The 18,658-nt window shown below is 40.6% G+C and carries 15 protein-coding genes and 1 pseudogene; 8 read left to right on the forward strand and 8 right to left on the reverse strand.

Features of this window, described 5'->3' with window-relative positions:
- The 3 genes from A9J31_RS06465 to A9J31_RS06475 all read right to left on the reverse strand — a co-directional run.
- On the reverse strand, positions 1–267 hold a 267-nt coding region (locus A9J31_RS06465; RefSeq protein ID WP_155857600.1), incomplete at its 3' end, for an aldehyde dehydrogenase family protein.
- A gap of 21 nt (positions 268–288) precedes the next feature.
- Positions 289–2,076 carry an IlvD/Edd family dehydratase gene (locus tag A9J31_RS06470; RefSeq protein WP_067763270.1) on the reverse strand — a complete coding sequence of 596 codons (1,788 nt, stop codon included), beginning with the start codon at positions 2,074–2,076 and terminating at the stop codon, positions 289–291.
- A 130-nt stretch (positions 2,077–2,206) separates the two neighbouring features.
- Complete coding sequence (locus A9J31_RS06475; RefSeq protein ID WP_067763272.1) at positions 2,207–3,382, reverse strand: fumarylacetoacetate hydrolase family protein; 1,176 nt, start codon at positions 3,380–3,382, stop codon at positions 2,207–2,209.
- 112 nt (positions 3,383–3,494) lie between these two features.
- Between A9J31_RS06475 and A9J31_RS06480 the strand changes: the two genes are divergently transcribed.
- Complete coding sequence (locus A9J31_RS06480) at positions 3,495–4,430, forward strand: LysR family transcriptional regulator (protein ID WP_067763274.1); 936 nt, start codon at positions 3,495–3,497, stop codon at positions 4,428–4,430.
- A gap of 49 nt (positions 4,431–4,479) precedes the next feature.
- On the opposite strand, the gene A9J31_RS06485 is transcribed toward A9J31_RS06480, so the two are convergent.
- Complete coding sequence (locus A9J31_RS06485) at positions 4,480–5,358, reverse strand: SMP-30/gluconolactonase/LRE family protein (RefSeq protein WP_067763276.1); 879 nt, start codon at positions 5,356–5,358, stop codon at positions 4,480–4,482.
- 351 nt (positions 5,359–5,709) lie between these two features.
- Between A9J31_RS06485 and denD the strand changes: the two genes are divergently transcribed.
- From denD to A9J31_RS06505, 4 genes are all read left to right on the forward strand, one after another.
- A complete protein-coding gene (gene denD / locus A9J31_RS06490) occupies positions 5,710–6,702 on the forward strand; it encodes a D-erythronate dehydrogenase (RefSeq protein ID WP_067763278.1) in 993 nt (330 codons plus the stop codon).
- A 14-nt stretch (positions 6,703–6,716) separates the two neighbouring features.
- On the forward strand, positions 6,717–8,090 hold the full coding sequence (locus tag A9J31_RS06495) for an MFS transporter (RefSeq protein ID WP_067763279.1): 1,374 nt from the start codon (positions 6,717–6,719) through the stop codon (positions 8,088–8,090).
- 3 nt (positions 8,091–8,093) lie between these two features.
- The gene (locus tag A9J31_RS06500) at positions 8,094–8,972 is read left to right on the forward strand and encodes an NAD(P)-dependent oxidoreductase (RefSeq protein WP_067763281.1); all 879 of its coding nucleotides are present in this window, start codon (positions 8,094–8,096) and stop codon (positions 8,970–8,972) included.
- 311 nt (positions 8,973–9,283) lie between these two features.
- Positions 9,284–10,603 (forward strand): MFS transporter, encoded by a 1,320-nt coding sequence (locus A9J31_RS06505; RefSeq protein WP_067763283.1) that lies wholly within the window; start codon positions 9,284–9,286, stop codon positions 10,601–10,603.
- A gap of 133 nt (positions 10,604–10,736) precedes the next feature.
- Here the strand turns inward: A9J31_RS06505 and A9J31_RS06510 are convergent, their stop codons facing one another.
- The 3 genes from A9J31_RS06510 to A9J31_RS06520 all read right to left on the reverse strand — a co-directional run bounded on the left by A9J31_RS06510 (position 10,737) and on the right by A9J31_RS06520 (position 14,255).
- Positions 10,737–11,687, reverse strand: a complete 951-nt coding sequence (locus A9J31_RS06510) for an NAD(P)-dependent oxidoreductase (protein ID WP_067763285.1) — start codon at positions 11,685–11,687, stop codon at positions 10,737–10,739.
- 37 nt (positions 11,688–11,724) lie between these two features.
- Positions 11,725–12,441 carry a FadR/GntR family transcriptional regulator gene (locus tag A9J31_RS06515; protein ID WP_067763287.1) on the reverse strand — a complete coding sequence of 239 codons (717 nt, stop codon included), beginning with the start codon at positions 12,439–12,441 and terminating at the stop codon, positions 11,725–11,727.
- 80 nt (positions 12,442–12,521) lie between these two features.
- Positions 12,522–14,255: an IlvD/Edd family dehydratase gene (locus tag A9J31_RS06520; RefSeq protein WP_067763289.1), complete on the reverse strand. Its 1,734-nt coding sequence runs from the start codon at positions 14,253–14,255 to the stop codon at positions 12,522–12,524.
- A 167-nt stretch (positions 14,256–14,422) separates the two neighbouring features.
- Between A9J31_RS06520 and A9J31_RS06525 the strand changes: the two genes are divergently transcribed.
- From A9J31_RS06525 to A9J31_RS06535, 3 genes are read left to right on the forward strand one after another with little or no spacing between them, the layout of a single operon-like run.
- Complete coding sequence (locus A9J31_RS06525; RefSeq protein WP_067763291.1) at positions 14,423–15,733, forward strand: MFS transporter; 1,311 nt, start codon at positions 14,423–14,425, stop codon at positions 15,731–15,733.
- Between the two features lie 4 nt (positions 15,734–15,737).
- Entirely contained in the window at positions 15,738–16,736 is a 999-nt protein-coding gene (araD1, locus tag A9J31_RS06530; protein WP_067763293.1) for an AraD1 family protein, read from the forward strand.
- Between the two features lie 12 nt (positions 16,737–16,748).
- Positions 16,749–18,326, forward strand: a complete 1,578-nt coding sequence (locus A9J31_RS06535; protein WP_067763295.1) for an aldehyde dehydrogenase (NADP(+)) — start codon at positions 16,749–16,751, stop codon at positions 18,324–18,326.
- 108 nt (positions 18,327–18,434) lie between these two features.
- On the opposite strand, the pseudogene A9J31_RS15340 reads toward A9J31_RS06535, so the two are convergent.
- Positions 18,435–18,658: pseudogene (locus A9J31_RS15340) on the reverse strand (IS5/IS1182 family transposase); the annotation flags it as partial.

The following is an 18,658-nucleotide window of genomic DNA, read 5'->3' on the forward strand; positions in this document are numbered from 1 at the left end:
AGAAATCGTATTGAGGAAGTCTTCACCAAGTGCATCGAGTTCATCTGCGATAGATTCTAAGAATAGAGCCCGCTGTTCAGGGGAAGTATGGCGGTAGGTTTTAAAGGCAGCATGGGCAGCTTCCACGGCCTGGTTGACTTCCTGTTCGGTGGCCTGAAAGAAGTCGAAAGTCAGGGTTTCACCGGTGCTGGCATTCAGGCTTTTCAGGACTTTATCACCTGCAGCGCTACGGGTACCCGCTATAAAGTTGTGGCCAATTGTATTCATCTGATTAGTCCTAGATTCGATTTAATGAGAATGTCGGGGCAAGTTTTTGTCATTAATGACACGCATATATAAGGTTGCTGGTTCCAGACATCCACCTGTAGAAAGTTGTCCTACTAACTTGCGATACATTTCTTGCCATGGTGTTTGAGATGCAGGGTAGTCAGGTTTCCATTGTTGACGGCGGCGTTCTAATTCCTCATCAGAAACAAGTACATTTACAGAACGTTTATTTAAATCAATTCTTAAGCGGTCATTGGTCTTGAGCAATGCAATCCCACCACCAATAGCTGCCTCAGGTGACATATTTAAAATGGAAGGGCTGGCTGATGTTCCACTTTGACGACCATCACCTAAACAAGGTAAAGAATCGATGCCTTTTTTGATCAGCTCTGTAGGAGGTGCCATGTTTACGACTTCAGCACTACCTGGATAACCGACTGTACCTGCACCACGAATGACTAAGATGCAGTTTTCATCAATATTAAGATCGGGGTCGTTAATACGGGCGTGATAGTCTTCTGGCCCTTCAAAGACAATCGCTCGAGCTTCAAAGCTATTTTCATCCTGTGGATTAGACAAATAGGTTTTCCTAAAAGCCTCTCCCACAACAGACATTTTCATAATCGCACTGTCAAAGAAATTACCACTGAGTACAATAAATCCGGCGCCATGTTTAAGCGGCTCTTGAAAGGGATAAATTACATCAGCGTTTGAAGTTTTAGATTGCTTGGCAATTTCACCTATAGTCTTGCCGCTCACTGTTGCACAATCTTCATGAAGTACGCCTGCTTTTTGTAATTCATACATCACTGCTGGTACACCACCGGCACGGTGAAAACCTTCACCCAGATATTTTCCAGCAGGCATACAGTTCACAAGAAGTGGAATATTTTCACCTACACGTTGCCAATCATCTAATGTAAGTTCAATCCCCATATGGCGCGCAATAGCAATCAAATGAGGTGGGCAATTACTTGAGGCACCTAAAGCAGATGCAACAGCAATTGCATTCTCAAAGGATTTTTTGGTCATAATTTTTGAGGGTCTTAAATCCTCAAGAACCATTTCACAGATGCGTTTACCGGTCGCATAAGCCATTTGACCACGCTCACGATAAGGTGCAGGAATACTGGCACACGTCGGTAGAGACATACCTAAGGCTTCAGCCAAGGCATTCATGGAAAGTGCCGTGCCCATGGTATTGCAATGCCCAACTGATGGAGATGCTGAAGTGGTCATTTCCATAAACCCTTCATAATCAATTTCACCAGAAGCCAGTAAATTTCGTGCATGCCAGATCACTGTACCTGATCCGATTAAATCACCTTTATAGTGGCCATCCAGCATAGGTCCACCTGAAAGAACAATAGCCGGTAAATCGGTAGTGGCTGCTGCCATGAGGCAGGCAGGTGTGGTTTTGTCGCAACCAGTGGTCAGGACCACGCCATCAAGCGGGTAGCCATGGAGAATTTCCACTAAACCTAAATAGGCTAAATTGCGGTCAAGCGCGGCAGTAGGACGGCGTGATTGTTCTGCAATTGGATGAACTGGAAATTCCATAGGAATACCACCGGCATCACGAATACCGGCCTTAACGCGTTCTGCTAATTCTTTGTGGTGACGATTACAAGGAGTTAAATCACTGCCTGTCTGTGCAATACCAATAATTGGTCGACCGGACTGAAGCTCATCACGTGTCAAACCATAATTCATATATCGTTCAACATACAAAGCTGTCATATCTGCATGTTCTGGATCATCAAACCATTCCTGGCTACGTAAAAAAATCCGTTTACTTTGATTATTCATTTCCAGATCCTTAACTTTAATATTATGCAAATGAGCAATATGGGAAGCAGTTATTTATTTGAAAGGTAGAGACCAACCCTAAAGCTAATCATTTAGGAATACCATTCAACCTAGGGATAATATGTGAAAACTATAGTAATTCACGCTGCTTTAAATTTTGCATCAATGAGTTGATGCCGAAATTCCAAGGTGATGCTCTGTCGCTGGTCGTTACAATATTGTAAAGAGTGCCTAGTTTAGGAGTATGAATCCGTACGACATCATCAACTTTGTGGGTAAAGCCCGCTCCAGGTTTTTCTCGATCTTGGGTAGGGGCAAATAATGTTCCTAAAAATAGTACAAATCCGTCCGGATACTGATGATTTTCATTTAAAGTCTGTTGAATTAAATCTTCTGGATCACGACTAATTTGAGACATGGAACTCAAACCATTCAAGACAAAATGATCCGTTCCTTCAATTTTGAGTTCTACCTCACATGAGCGGATATCATCCAAACTAAAAGTTTGATCAAATAAGCGGATGAAAGGACCAATTGCGCATGAGGCATTGTTATCCTTAGCTTTGCTCAATAAAAGGGCACTACGTCCCTCGAAATCACGCAGATTGACATCATTACCTAAAGTCGCACCTAAAATTTTACCTTGGCTATTTGCAACCAGAACCACTTCAGGTTCAGGATTATTCCACTCTGATTTTGGATGAATACCAATATTTTGACCTGTTCCTACGGCTGCTAGAACAGGAGCTTTAGTGAATATTTCTGCATCACTGCCAATCCCAACTTCAAGATATTGAGACCACATATTTTGTTCAATTAAGTATTTTTTTAATTCAAGTGCTTTTACAGAGCCAGGCTGAATAGATTTAAGACTGTCTCCAATCACTCCCTGTACGATTTCCCGAATGTGTTGCGCTTTATCCGCATCTCCTGCAGCCTGTTCTTCAATTACGCGCTCCAGCATACTTGCAGCAAAAGTTACTCCTGCAGCTTTAATCACTTGCAGATCAATAGGTGCTAAAAAATAAGCTTTACTTGGATCTGGCTCAGGCAAAGTATTTGCAAAAATTTCATCAATATTCCCAATCAATTGACCTTCAATTTTAGCAAGAGCCGAGATCGGGGAATCAGTTTCTAATAATTCGGAGATCGTATTGAAATGACTAGAAATATCAAAAACCTGATTACCTTTCAAAATCACTGGCGATGGACCAGCAACTTTATGTGGTACCCATGCTCGCCCAATTAAGCATCCTTGTGTACCATCCACTGGCAATGAATTGGCTGAATTTAATGTAAATTTCATGTAAAGCAACTCTATTTATAATTGAAATCATCGTAGAATTCCTTTCTAATAAATACCAATGGTAATAATTTAATAATTAATAACCTGTAGTTATTGGTAAAAGGATTTCTAAATGGCAGACTTAAATTATTCGAGTTTCAATAATTGGTTCAAATATAGGCACTTGGTTTTATTAGAGACTTTGGCAAGAACTAAAAATATGCATTTAGCAGCTGAACAGATGAATTTAAGTCAGCCTGCGATCAGTAAAATGCTGAAAGAAATTGAAAATATGCTGGGTTTTACTATTTTTGAACGCTTACCGAGAAGTATGCCTGTAACAGCATTGGGGCAGCATGTGATTTGTTATGCACAGCGGGTCCTGAATGATGCCAAACATTTTGTTGAAGATATTGAAATGCTGAGACTAGGTGGACATGGATTTCTTAAAGTAGGTGGAATTTTTGCTGCAACCGCGTCTGTCATTCCAAATTCTGTGATTGAGATTAAAAAGAAATGGCCATTACTCTCCATTGATGTTGTTGAACAGACCAGTGATCATTTAATGGAAATGCTCAGTGAACATACACTGGATTTAGCGGTTGGCCGATTTACCCAGGCAACACAACAGCAATTTTTTGATTTTAAGCCCTTAGGACCTGAGCCTTTTTGTATTGTGGTTAATCATGAGCATCCCTATGCTCAAAAGAAATTTTGTAAATTGAACGAACTCATGGATTGGCCTTGGGTGGTTTACCCTAAAGGAACACCAATTCGTGAACGTATGGAAGCGGCATTTATGCGCGCAAATGTTAAAGTCCCTTTGAATACGGTCAATACCATGTCCATGCAAACTTTCCTACAGATTATACAAACTGCTCCCATGGTCGCTATGCTGCCTGAAGCAATGGTCGCTCAACAGGTGAAAGACGGGAAACTTTGCATTATAGAAACCGAGTTGATTTTAGATGCCCAGGATTACGGTATTTTGACGAGGAAAAACGAACCAATTTCAGAAATTGCACAAACATTTATAGAAATTTTATTAGGAAAGGCTAAGCAGAATTAGCTATAAATATCACTTGGCTAATTAAATCAGCCAAGTGATTAAATGGCATTTAACCTTTGAAATATGTTTCGGCGACACCTTGGATCCCTAATCCATAAATGGCAAATACACTACCACGCAACTGATTGTCTCCAGGAAAACGTGGTAGCGGAGGTTGAGACATAGAGGTAACAAAGAGCACATCTAAATCTTTACCCCCAAACGCCAGACTGGTCACTTTTTTAACCGGCATTTCAATGATTCGATCTATACTGCCATCAGGCGCATAACGTACCAATTTCCCTGAATATACTTTCGCACTCCAGACATAACCTTCACTATCTACAGTTGATCCGTCTGCTGAGCCGCCATCTTGCGTATCGATTTTGCAAAAAACCTGTTTATTCGTTAAACCGGTATCTGCACTGTCATAATCGTATGACCAGATTTCACCTTGCCAGGTATCTGTAAAGTAGAACTTATCACCTTTTGGATTCCAGCATATCCCATTTGAAGTATTGATATTTTCTTCTAGTTTCTGAACCGTCATATCTGTATTTAAACGATATAAAGAGGCGGTTTTATCTTCTTCCATACGGTTCATCGATCCAAAAACAAAACGACCTTGTCGGTCTACACCTCCATCGTTCAGACGATTAAAAGGCATATCTGGTTCAGGGTGATCAATAAAGTCTAAATCGCCAGTATCAAAATCTAGGCTATGCAGCCCATTTTCTAAAGCAACAATTGCTCCATTATGATTTTCACGTAATGCGTAAGATCCAATCTTTTGAAGGGTTTCCCAAGCTTTCAGGTCTTTACCTTGTTCATCACAGGAAAACAAACGACCGTCAAATATATCTACCCAAAATAATCGTTGACGAACAGGATCCCATGTCGGTACTTCACCTAAACGTGTCTTAACATCAACAAATACTTTAATTTCCATTTACGTTATCCTGAAAGATTATCTCTATTTAATAGGCATTCAATTTATTGAAAAATAATATACTTTCTAAGTAAATTATAATTTAGTTTAAAAAATTACTAATGATTAAATATCAATCTTTGATAAACAGAAGTTATTAAACCTAAAGTAGCGATATTCTGAAATAAAAAATAATAAAAATTAGGTATATAAGTCTTTCAATATAAATTTCTATTGAATTACGCATTTATATTGATATTAAAAAGTTATCGATATTGAGGAATAATTCATTGGTAATTATTAATCATCCTCCTTAATTTGAGTCATCTACGATGTAAATCGTCTGATTCATAAATTAGGGAAGGATTACCTATGAATATACTTATTACTGGTGGAACTGGTTTTATAGGCAAACAGATAGCTAGAAAAATCTTGGAATTAGGGACTATCACACTAGATGGACAAGCTGCTCAATCCGTAGAAAAAATCATATTATTCGATGCTTTTGCAGGAGAGGACATTCCTGAAGATCCAAAAATTCAGGTTGTGATCGGTGATATTACTGATAAAAAACAGGTATTAGAAATTACTAAAAATGTAGATGTCATTTGGCATTTAGCTGCTGTGGTAAGTTCAGCCGCGGAAGCTGATTTTGACCTAGGTATGGAAGTCAATTTGTATGGTTTGTTGACCTTACTTGAATCGGTAAGACAGCACGGGATCAAACCCCGATTTATTTTTGCCAGCGGTTGTGCTGTATTTGGAGGTGCATTACCAGAAGTAGTTACAGATGACACGGTCGTCACACCTAAATCGTCCTATGGCATGCAAAAAGCGGTAGGCGAATTACTTGTTTCAGACTACTCACGTAAAGGCTTCATTGATGGGCGAGTATTACGTTTACCTACAATTGTTGTTCGTCCAGGTAAGCCCAATAAAGCTGCTTCAACATTTTTTAGTTCGATCATTCGTGAACCGCTCAAAGGTGAGCCCGCGGTTTGTCCTGTCCAGGCTGATACGCCAGTATTTATCACCTCTCCACGTCGCTGTGTTGACTCAATGATTCATGCAGCAGTCATTTCTCCCGACCGGTTATCCGATCAGCGCATTATTCCATTACCCGGTTTAACGGTTACTGTTCAGCAAATGCTGGCAGCTCTAGAAAAAGTTGCAGGAAAATCTGCAGTAGATCTTGTGAAATGGCAAGAAGATAAAACGATCCAACGCATTGTGCAAAGTTGGCCAGTAAAGGTTAAAGCTGAATACGCTGAATCACTTGGGTTCAAAGCTGATAAGAATTTTGAAAGCATCATCCAGGCACATATTGAAGATACCCAAGAATTAATAGCTGAGATAGCTAATTAAAGTGAGACAGTATTATGGAAGATATTCAAGCTAAATCTGCTCTGGAAGAGCAAACCATTAAACGTATTTCAAAAAGAATTATTCCTTTTCTTATTATTCTATTTGTAATGGCATTTTTAGATAGAACAAATATCGGCTTTGCCGCCTTGCATATGAATGATGCAATTGGAATCACTCAAACTATCTTCGGTTTAGGCGCTGGAATTTTTTTCCTTGGTTATTTTATTGCAGAAGTTCCGAGTAATGTACTTCTGCATCGGTTCGGTGCCAGAATCTGGATCGCACGTATCATGATTACATGGGGAATCATTGCTGCTTTAATGGGCCTGATTCAGAATGGAACCCAGTTTATCGTTCTTCGTTTTTTACTCGGTATTGCTGAAGCTGGCTTTTTTCCGGGCGTAATTTTCTATCTTACTTTATGGTTTCCAGCACGGTATCGTGCGCGTGTATTTGCTACATTTTATTTAGGGTTGCCGATAGCCCAGATTGTTGGTGCACCTATTTCAGTTGGACTCATGCAATGGGGTGATACTATCGGTTATGAAGGCTGGCGCATGATGTATGTGCTTGAGGGTATTCCATCCATCATTCTAGGTATCATTTGCCTTAAATACTTAACCAATACACCCAAAGAAGCTCAATGGCTCACTGCTGATCAACGTCAATGGTTAATGAATACATTAGAAAAAGAAGAGCGTGAAAAAACTGAACATGCAGATGCCCATCTAAGTAAATCAACCGTTATCAAACAAGTCTTTAAAAATCCGTTGGTATGGGTTATGGCAATTGTTTACTTTGGGATTACGTCTGGATCGAATGCAATGTTTTTCTTCTTGCCAAGTGTGCTGGAGTCATTCCGGAATACGTTTGGGATGGAAATCAGCTTAATTCAGAATGGTCTTTTAACTGCAATTCCTTATGCATTTGCTGCTGTAGGCATGATTTTATGGAGCCGTCGCTCGGATCGTAAACAGGAGCGACATAAGCATGGTGCATGTGCAGCACTTATGGCAGCGAGTGCTATTGCAATCGCACTACTTGTGAACCAGCCATGGGCCATTATCGTCGGATTTATTTTCCTGGCAATTGGAGTATTTAGTGCAATCAATATTTTCTGGACGCTCCCAGGCCAAACATTAACAGGCGTAGGTGCTGCTGCTGGTATTGGACTAATTAACTCTGTAGGTAATTTAAGTGGATTTACAGGCCCATATTTAACTGGCTATCTATATACCACTACGGGTACTTATACCATTGCATTTCTAGTTATCGCTGGGTTTGTTGCTATTGGTGGGATCGGATTACTGGTGCTTGCCCATTTAAATGGCAAGCAGGTAGCAAAAGAAAAATTAAACCTCAAAGCCCAACCCAATCAAGGAGTATAAAGCATGGCAAGGATTGGATTCGTGGGAACCGGTATTATGGGCACACCTATGGTTATGAATTTAATCAAGGGTGGTCACCAGGTTCAGGTATGGAACAGGACCCTCTCTAAATTGAAAGGATTAGAAGAGGCAGGTGCAAAAGCCTGTCATCAGCTATCGGAAGTAGGTAAAGATGTTGAGCTTCTGATTGTAATGCTGAGTGATGGAAAAACCTGTGATGAAGTTCTGTTTCAACAAGCTGGAGCAGTTTCTGAACTAAAGAAAAATAGTATTGTGATTGTCATGAGTTCAATCCCGGTAGAAACTGCAAAACATCAGAATGAACAATGTTTATCTTTAGGATTAAGGTATCTGGATGCTCCGGTTTCAGGAGGAGAAAAAGGTGCAAAAGATGCAACTCTTGCCATTATGGTGGGGGGCGAAGAAGATACTTTTACTGAAGCTCAAGCAGTTCTCAATTGTATGGGTAGAGCAGTGTTGGTGGGCGCTGCCGGATGTGGAGAGCTAGCTAAACTGGTTAACCAGATGATTGTTGCGAGTACGATAGCCACCGTTGCAGAAGGATTGCTTTTCGCTCAGCAAGGAGGAGCAAATCCACATAAAGTCAAACAAGCATTGACTGGGGGATTTGCTGATTCTCCTATTTTGCAACAGCATGGTGATCGTATATTAAGGCAAAACTTTGAACCAGGAGGGGCTGCGACAACGCAGTTAAAAGATACTCATACCGCTGTAAATTATGCGAAGGAATTAAACCTAAAATTGCCAATAGCAGAATTGGTAAATCAGCTCTTTTCAGATATGGTCCATAATGGTGATGGAGCCTTAGACCATTCAGGGTTAATTCGTGAAATAAAAAGGCTTAATAATATAGAGATATAGTTATACTTTTATAAAATAAAAAACTGGCTCTTAAATAGCCAGTTTTTTATTTTAAATCTCTTTATTTTAACTATAAAAAATATATTCCATATTTTATATCTATTTCTAAATCATTGGTTTGCTGAGAAATAATAATAGTGATAGTGCAGGGTTATCACGTACTGGCAAAATGTAATTGGATTTTAAAAATCTATAGAACTATATTTTTCTATATTTTATTTAATAGAGGGACTTTCTAATAAATAAAATTATTCAGAATAAAAATGGATGGAATTAACCATATTTAAATGGTTAATAAATAGGGAAATAGAATGAGTTTAAAAAAAGTTCATCGGCATTCATGGGTATCGCTTGTAGTCTGTTGGCTAATCTGGTTGGTGATTGCCTATGACCGTGAATTGATTTTTCGTGCAGCTAATATGATTTGTGAAGAGTTCTCTCTTACACCCACAGAGTGGGGCTATACCATTGCTGCTATTACAGTGTCTCTAGCTTTACTTAGTATTCCCGTAAGTGCCTATTGTGATTTAAAAGCACCAGGCTGGAAACGTGCAATATTCCAGTGGCCTTTGATTGTCGGATTTACTTTTCTTTCCTTACTCTCTGGCATCATGTCATTCAGTAATACTTTTTATAAGTTTGTTCTTTTACGGATTCTGGTATCTATTGGTTGTGGTGTAGCTGAACCAATTGGGGTGAGTAATACCGCAGAATGGTGGCCTAAAGAGCACCGAGGTTTTGCAATCGGTGCCCATCATGCCGGTTATCCCGTTGGCGCAATGCTGAGTGGGGTAGTGATGGCATCAATTATTTATTATTTCGGTCCTGAAAACTGGCGTTATGCATTTTATCTCGGCATCATGATTTCAGTGCCAGTATTAACATTTTGGGCTATTTACTCAAACAAGAAACACTATGATGAATTTCATGATGCGTGTATAGATCAAGGTTTTACTCCCCCTACAGAAAATCCATGTTTAGAAACTAAAGCTAAAAATCCAACTCAAGTGAAGAAGGGTGCTTTAAAAAAGACATTAAAGTCACGCGGTATTTTATTTACTGCTGGTAGTACATTGATTACTCATGTGGTTTATTTGGGCTTCCTGACTATTTTCCCAGCCTATCTCTACAATATTGTAGGAATGGATCTCGCCAAAGCTGCAGGTTTAAGTGCTGTATTTACGATTACAGGGATTATGGGGCAAGTTTTCTGGCCATCTTTGTCCGATAAAATCGGGCGTCGTAAAACCCTCATTCTTTGTGGTATCTGGATGGCCGTTGGTATCGCCAGTTTCTGTTTAACCCAAGGAGTGGTTTCCGTCATTATTATTCAATTAATTTTTGGTTTTTCTGCTAATGCAATCTGGCCAATTTATTATGCTACGGCATCAGATTATGCTGAGCAGGATGCCATGGGGACAGCTAATAGTATTATTACTGTTGCACTGTATGTAGGTGGGGCTATTGCACCGATTCTAATGGGTTCATTGCTGACAAGTTTTGGTGGTTGGCATAATGCAACCGGTTATACCTTGTGCTTCATCTTAATGTCAGTCTGTGCACTGATTGGTGTGTTGCTGCAAGTTATCTTGGGTTATTTGGATAAGAAAGATCATTTAAAACCTGTTTAATTATTATAAATTTCAACTGTGGAATATAAGAAAATTAAAGAAGAGATGTATCATTAATGATATTTAGAGGGCTGTTCATTGGGATGAACAGCCTTTTTTGAAGAATAATTTATTTTCTTGGCTAATCTCTGGACTAAACTAGATTCTGATCATGACATAGAATATTCTGGTTTACATTATTCTCTAAAATAGAAAACAGTCGCTCTTGGGCTTCATCCGTGGCCCAAGCAATGTGCGCTGTGATCATAACATTTGGATGCTTGAGTTTTAACAAAGGATGATCTGCTGCAGGAGGTTCCTGATCCAGTACATCCGCGCCAAAACCTGCAATTTGTTGATTCGTTAATGCTTCTGCCACATCTTCACTATGAATCAAACCGCCACGGCCTACATTAATCAAGATACTGTCTTTTTTCATTTGACTGAGCACAGTACGATCAATCATATATCGTGTTTCGTCATTCAATTCACAGTGCAAGGACAGTACGTCAGCAAGCTGAATTGCCTGTGTAAATGGAACATATCCTTCACGACAGGTCGTGGCATGCTTACGCTCACTAAAGATAACCTTCATTCCAAATGCTTGTGCTTTTTCTGCAAGCGATTGACCAATTTCTCCTTTGCCCACAATGACCAGATTTTTATTTTTGAGTTCACGAATGGGCGCTGCAAGATAGAAAGATACTGGACTATTTGACCAGGTCCCATCTCGAACAGCCTTAACTTGGGAGTCGAAATTTTTGATCAGGTTCATCATCAGGACAAATGCATGTTCAGCCACTGCATCGCCAGCATAACCACGAATATTGCAGATTTTGATATTTCTAGACTTTAATAAATCGACATCTACATGATCGTAACCTGTGGAACAAAGTGCCAGTAATTTTAAGTTCGGATTATTGTTCAGAATCTGTTCATCAACTTTCAGGTCACTGATGATGAGCACATCCTGATCATGGATCTGATCATAAAACTGTTGCTGACTTAACTGCTCATATTCAGTGTATTCAACAGGGAAATTAAATTGAAATGCTTTATTCAGTAATACGCCTTTTTCAACACAGGTAACTTTTACGGTATTCATAAATCTTTAATATCTACATAGTGGTACTGCATATGACTTATTTTTTAATCAAATCATATGCCATTTTAGTATCCTCTAACTGCACCAGCGAGGCATGACGTGCAGAAAGAGGGTCTTTATTTTCAATTGCAGTTAAAATTGCTTTATGCCGAGGCAATGAATGGTTCTGTAAATTCGGTCTTAAACTGGTAACCTGGATTGACTGCTGCAAAGGTAAAACCAGCATTTTTGACATATATGCCAATAAATCATTATGAGTTGCTTTGGCAATTGAAAGATGAAAGTCAATATCCGGCTGGATAAACTCTTCAATACTTTCTGCCTGTTCCATCCCTGCATACGCTTTTTTAATGCGTGCTATATCTTCCTCTGTCGCCGTACTTGCTGCGATATAAGCCAATTCCGGTTCTAATACACGACGTACAGTAGATAAAGTTTTAAAAAATTCATTTTCAGGGGTGGATTGTATAAGCCAGTATAAAATATCCGGATCAAGTAAATGCCATTCATCTTTAGGGCGAACAACCGTACCAATTTTAGGTCGAGAATAGGTCAGACCTTTGGCATTCAGAACACGAATAGCTTCACGAAATACCGGTCGACTGACTTGAAATTCTTCACATAACTCTGCCTCTGAAGGCAATTTTGCATTTTCCGGTATTTCGCCAGATACTATTTTTAGACCTAATTGCTGAACAATAAGAGCATGTTGGCTTTTACTTGGAACAGGATTTTTATAGTCGGCATTACTCATATTTTACAATTGACCATTTATGATCTCATTATGGTATAGATGACCTTATGATTTCACAAGATCATCTAAATTTTAGGCACTTAATGTGAATGTCGGGGTACTTCAGAGCCTCGGCAACCTACCAGAAAATCAAAGTCACAGCCTTGATCTGCCTGAAGTACATGATCTACATAGAGCTGACGATAGCCCCCAATAAAGCTTGGTCTTGGTGGTTCTGGTAAATTAGCTAAACGTTGCTGCAATTCTTCATCAGAAATATCCAGGTGTAATTTTCCAGCATAAGCATCGAGTTCAATGTAATCCCCATTTTGGACAGCAGCCAAAGGGCCGCCGGCCATAGCTTCCGGTGCTACATGTAAGACTACAGTACCATATGCAGTCCCACTCATTCGCGCATCAGAAATCCGCACCATGTCGGTAATTCCTTTTGCCAGAATTTTTGGAGGTAATCCCATATTGCCGACTTCAGCCATGCCTGGATAACCTTTTGGGCCAGCATTCTTCAGTACAAGGACACAAGTTTCATCTACATCCAGATCCGGATCAACGATACGAGCTTTATAGTCATCAAAGTTTTCAAAGACTACGGCACGTCCACGATGTTTCATTAATTCAGGGGAGGCCGCAGAGGGTTTTAATACAGCACCTTTTGGCGCCAAATTGCCTTTAAGAATACACATGCCGCCATCATTACGAAGTGGGTTATCAATTTGACGGATTACTTCATCATTATAGATAGGCGAGTTTTCACAGTTTTCCCAAATACTCTGACCATTAACGGTTAATGCATCTGGATGTGGGAGCAGATTACTTTCGCCCATACGACGTAATACTGCTGGTAGGCCACCACTATAATAAAATTCTTCCATCAGGAAGCGGCCTGAGGGCTGTAAATCAACAATCGTTGGCATACCACGACCCACACGATTCCAGTCATCCAGCTCCAGATCAACCCCGATACGGCCAGCAATCGCTTTCAAGTGAATAACAGCATTGGTTGAACCACCAATTGCCGCATTAACCTTAATAGCATTCTCAAAGGCTTCTTTAGTTAAAATTTTAGAAAGACGAAGGTCTTCTTTCACCATATCTACAATGCGCATGCCAGACAAATGCGCTAATACATAACGACGAGAATCCACTGCTGGGATTGCAGCATTATGGGGTAAAGACGTGCCTAATGCCTCTGCCATACAGGCCATAGTAGAAGCAGTACCCATGGTATTACAGGTTCCTGCAGAACGTGACATACCAGCTTCCGCAGATAAAAACTCATTTAGATCAATTTTTCCGGCTTTTAATTCTTCATGCATTTGCCAGACAATCGTACCGGCGCCAATGTCTTTACCTTTATGCTTGCCATTTAACATGGGGCCACCGGTCACCACAATTGCAGGAATATCACAACTAGCAGCACCCATAAGCAATGCTGGAGTCGTTTTATCACAACCTGTTAACAAGACAACGCCGTCGATAGGATTACCGCGAATTGCTTCTTCAACATCCATACTCGCCAGATTGCGAGTTAACATGGCAGTTGGACGTAAATTTGATTCCCCATTTGAGAAAACTGGAAACTCAACCGGATAGCCTCCAGCCTCTAAAATACCTTTTTTTACATGTTCAGCTATTTTACGAAAATGGGCATTACATGGAGTCAGTTCTGACCAGGTATTACAGATGCCAATAATTGGTCGGCCATCAAACTCATGATCAGGAATTCCTTGATTTTTCATCCAGCTACGATACATAAATCCATTTTTATCGGTGGTCCCAAACCATGCTGCCGAACGAAAAGGCTTTTTGTTAGACATCGCTATATCCCTATATAGTATTACTATTTAAAATATTAAAATTAAAATACAACAAAAAAAATAGTTTTAAAAGGGTTTACAACTTAAATAGTAATACTATATTTTGTCCTTACAGATTTCTCCCTAAGCATGAAGCTAAAACTAAAAATGGAAATATGGAGTCGAATATGGATTTCGAGAAAGATGTCATTAGGAAGGTAACATTTAAGTTAATACCCGCTTTAGTGATCTTATATTTAGTTGCTTATATTGATCGTGCTGCAGTCGGTTTTGCCCATTTACATATGGGTGCTGATGTAGGAATAGGTGATGCGGCTTATGGATTAGGTGCAGGCTTATTCTTTATTGGTTATTTTCTATTCGAGGTGCCGAGTAATTTATTATTAGATAAATTCGGCGCTAGAAAGTGGTTTGCACGAATTTTGCTGACATGGGGTTTAATTACCATGGCCATGGCACTCATTCAAGGGCCACACAGTTTTTATATTCTCAGATTTTTACTGGGTGTGGCTGAAGCAGGTTTCTTCCCAGGAATATTGTATCTGATTACCCAATGGTATCCGGTGCGTCATCGTGGAAAAATCATGGGGATGTTTATCCTGTCACAACCGATTGCCATGATGGTAGCAGGGCCTTTAGCAGGTGCATTATTAGGGATGGACGGTATCGCCAATATGCATGGCTGGCAGTGGTTGTTTGTAATGGTCGGGTTACCAGCAGTATTACTGTCTTTACCTACCTTGCTTTATCTTCCAGATAATATCAGCGCTGTAAAATGGCTGAGTAATGAACAAAAGAACTGGCTTAAAAATGAATTAGTTAAAGATGAGGCTGAATATGATCAAACACGTCATGGAAATCCGCTTCATGCTTTAAAAGATAAACGTGTACTAACTCTGGCTTTATATTATTTACCGGTCACTTTAAGTATTTATGGACTAAACCTCTGGTTACCTACCATTATTAAGCAATTTAGTGGTGGTTCAGATCTACAAGTAGGCTTCCTCTCTAGTATCCCTTATATCTTCGGGATTATTGGTCTGCTTATTATCCCTCGCAGTACAGATAAATTAAATGACCGTTATGGACATCTTAGCTTCCTATATGCCTTAGGCGCCTGTGGCATGTTCTTTAGCGCTTGGTTGACTTCGCCTGTAATGCAGCTCATTGCACTTTCTGTTGTAGCGTTCGCTCTATTTTCAACCACGGCTGTGTTCTGGACACTTCCTGGGCGCTTCTTGACAGGTGCCAGTGCAGCAGCAGGGATTGCTCTTATTAACTCTGTTGGAAACCTAGGTGGTTATATCGGCCCGTTTGGTATCGGTTTATTAAAACAATATACCGGCAATATGGCTTCAGGTTTGTACTTTTTAACAATCGTCATGATTTTTGGTTTGATTTTGACATATTTCGTCTATGCAAAATTTGAAACCAAAAAATCTAAAACAATGAACATTAATGAAAATGCTAAAGGATAGCAGCATGAATATTATTCAGTTTGAAGATCATTCTAATCAACGTGCGATAGGTATCGTAGAAAACAATCAGGTACTAAAGGTTAAGGAAATAACTACAGTTCGTGAGCTTGCACTCTTAGCTATTGAAAAAGGTCTTTCACTCGAAAAACAAGTTGAGGCATTAGGTTTTGCAGAACAACGTTATGACTATGTCGAGCTATTAAATAATCACAAAGTATTGCCTCCTTTAGATCATCCTGATGCTGCGCACTGTTTTATCTCAGGCACAGGTTTAACCCATTTAGGATCAGCATCTACGCGCGACAAAATGCATCAACAGAATCTGAATGATCCAGCGTCTATGACGGATACCATGCGCATGTTCCAGTGGGGAGTAGAAAAAGGTAAACCTGAAGCAGGTCAGGTAGGTGCACAGCCAGAATGGTTCTATAAAGGAGATGGCTCAATCGTTGTACGTCCTGGTACAGAATTACCACTGCCTCCTTTTGCCGAGGATGGGGGTGAAGAGCCAGAAATAGCCGGTTTATATGTAATCGGTCCAGATTTAAAGCCGTACCGTCTCGGTTTTGCACTAGGCAATGAATACTCAGACCACATTATGGAGCGCCGTAACTATTTATATCTTGCGCATTCAAAATTACGGTTCTGCAGTTATGGTCCGGAATTAAGAACAGGCGATCTGCCTAAGCACCTTGTAGGTAAAAGTCGTTTAAAACGTAATGGGGAAGTAATTTGGGAAAAAGAGTTTCTTTCAGGTGAAGACAATATGTGTCATAGCCTGACTAATCTTGAATATCACCATTTCAAATACCAACAGTTCCTCAAGCCTGGGGATGTCCATATTCATTATTTCGGAACAGCCACACTGTCTTTTGCAGACGGTATGAAAGCTGAAATTGGTGATGAATTTGAAATTGAAATGAAAGAGTTTGGTCAACCATTGATAAATAAACTCGCATCTACTCAACCTGAACTACCAATTGGCTCAATCATTACTCTTTAAGGAATTAATATTATGAATACAATTGGCCACAACTTTATAGCTGGCACCCGTAGCGCTGCAGGTGATAAAGTCCTGAAAAGCCTGAATGCCAGCACCGGTGAAACCCTGACTTTCGACTTCTTTCAGGCCACCGAACAGGAAGTCAACCAGGCCGTGGAAGCTGCCCATGCTGCCTTTAAAACCTACCGCCATACTTCCCCTGAACAGCGGGCTCTATTCTTAGAATCTATCGCAGATGAACTCGATGCACTTGGTGAAGACTTCCTCAATACGATTTCTCAAGAAACCGCTTTACCCATTGCCCGGCTGCAAGGTGAACGTGGCCGTACCAGCGGGCAAATGCGTTTGTTCGCTAAAGTCTTGCGCCGTGGTGATTTCCTGGGTGCCCGAATTGATACCGCACTGCCAGAGCGTCAACCTTTGCCACGACCAGACCTGCGTCAGATTAAAATCGGTGTAGGGCCAGTTGCCGTTTTTGGGGCAAGTAACTTCCCTTTAGCATTCTCGACCGCCGGTGGTGATACCGCTTCTGCATTGGCAGCAGGTTGTTCTGTGGTGGTCAAAGCCCATAGCGGGCATATGGCCACTGCAGACTATGTGGCTCAGGCCATTGAACGTGCCGTTGAGAAAACAGGCATGCCCAAAGGGGTGTTTAACATGATCTATGGTAATGCTGTCGGTGCCTTACTGGTGAAACATCCATTAATTCAGGCCGTCGGTTTTACCGGTTCCCTCAAAGGTGGCCGTGCACTATGCGATATGGCAGCAGCACGTCCACAGCCGATTCCGGTCTTTGCTGAAATGAGCAGTATCAACCCGATGCTGATGCTGCCTGAAGCTTTAAAAAACCGTGGTGATCAGATTGCCCAGGAGCTGGCAGATTCAGTAGTACTGGGTTGTGGCCAATTCTGTACCAATCCAGGATTGATCCTGGGAATTAAATCACCTGAATATACACGGCTCATTGAACAGCTCAGTGAAATCATGGCAAACAAGCCGGCTCAAACCATGCTCAATGCAGGGACATTAAACAGCTATGTTTCTGGCTTATCGCATTTATCCGAGCATTCCGGCATTCAGCACCTGGCCGGTCAGGAGCAACAAGGGGAGCAGGCATTACCGCAACTCTTCAAAGCAGAGGTTGAACTGCTGCTTGCTGGTGATCAACTTCTGCAAGAAGAAATCTTTGGACCCACTACGATTGTGATTGAAGTAGAAGACAAAGCCCAGTTACTACAGGCTTTAAGCAGCATGAATGGACAGTTAACAGCTTCACTGATTGCGGATGAATCGGATCTGGTGGAGTTTGCCGATGTAGTACCGGTATTGGAAGAAAAGGCAGGCCGCTTATTGTTGAATGGCTATCCAACCGGTGTAGAAGTCTGTGATGCCATGGTACATGGCGGACCTTATCCGGCTACTTCAGACGCACGTGGTACTTCTGTGGGAACTTTGGCGATTGACCGTTATCTACGTCCGGTCTGCTACCAGAACTATCCGCAAAGTCTGTTGCCTGAAGCATTAAGAGATGAGAATCCACTGAACCTGCTGAGACTCGTCAATGGGGAAATGACTCAAAACAGAATTTAAAAATAAACACTAGAATATGGGTAATAACATATAAGTGTTTAAATCTATTTGATAGGGGCTTTGTTGCACAAAGATTTGAAATGCAAAGCGCCCCTAATTGAGCCAAATTTAAGGCATAACTTGGGTAAGTGATCGACCTAATTCCGTAAATCGGTTGAGGACTGCTACACGTGCATGGATCTCATTCACTTGGCTATCAAAACTCCTTGCACTGAGTTTATCTCCTAATAATTTGATGCAATGCATCTTAGTTTCAACCAAACTTCGCCGATGATAGCCTGACCATTTTTTCCATAGTGTCCTGCCTAAACGCTTAACTGTTCGAAGTAATT

It is taken from the genome of Acinetobacter gandensis (genome assembly GCF_001678755.1).
Classification (GTDB): domain Bacteria; phylum Pseudomonadota; class Gammaproteobacteria; order Pseudomonadales; family Moraxellaceae; genus Acinetobacter; species Acinetobacter gandensis.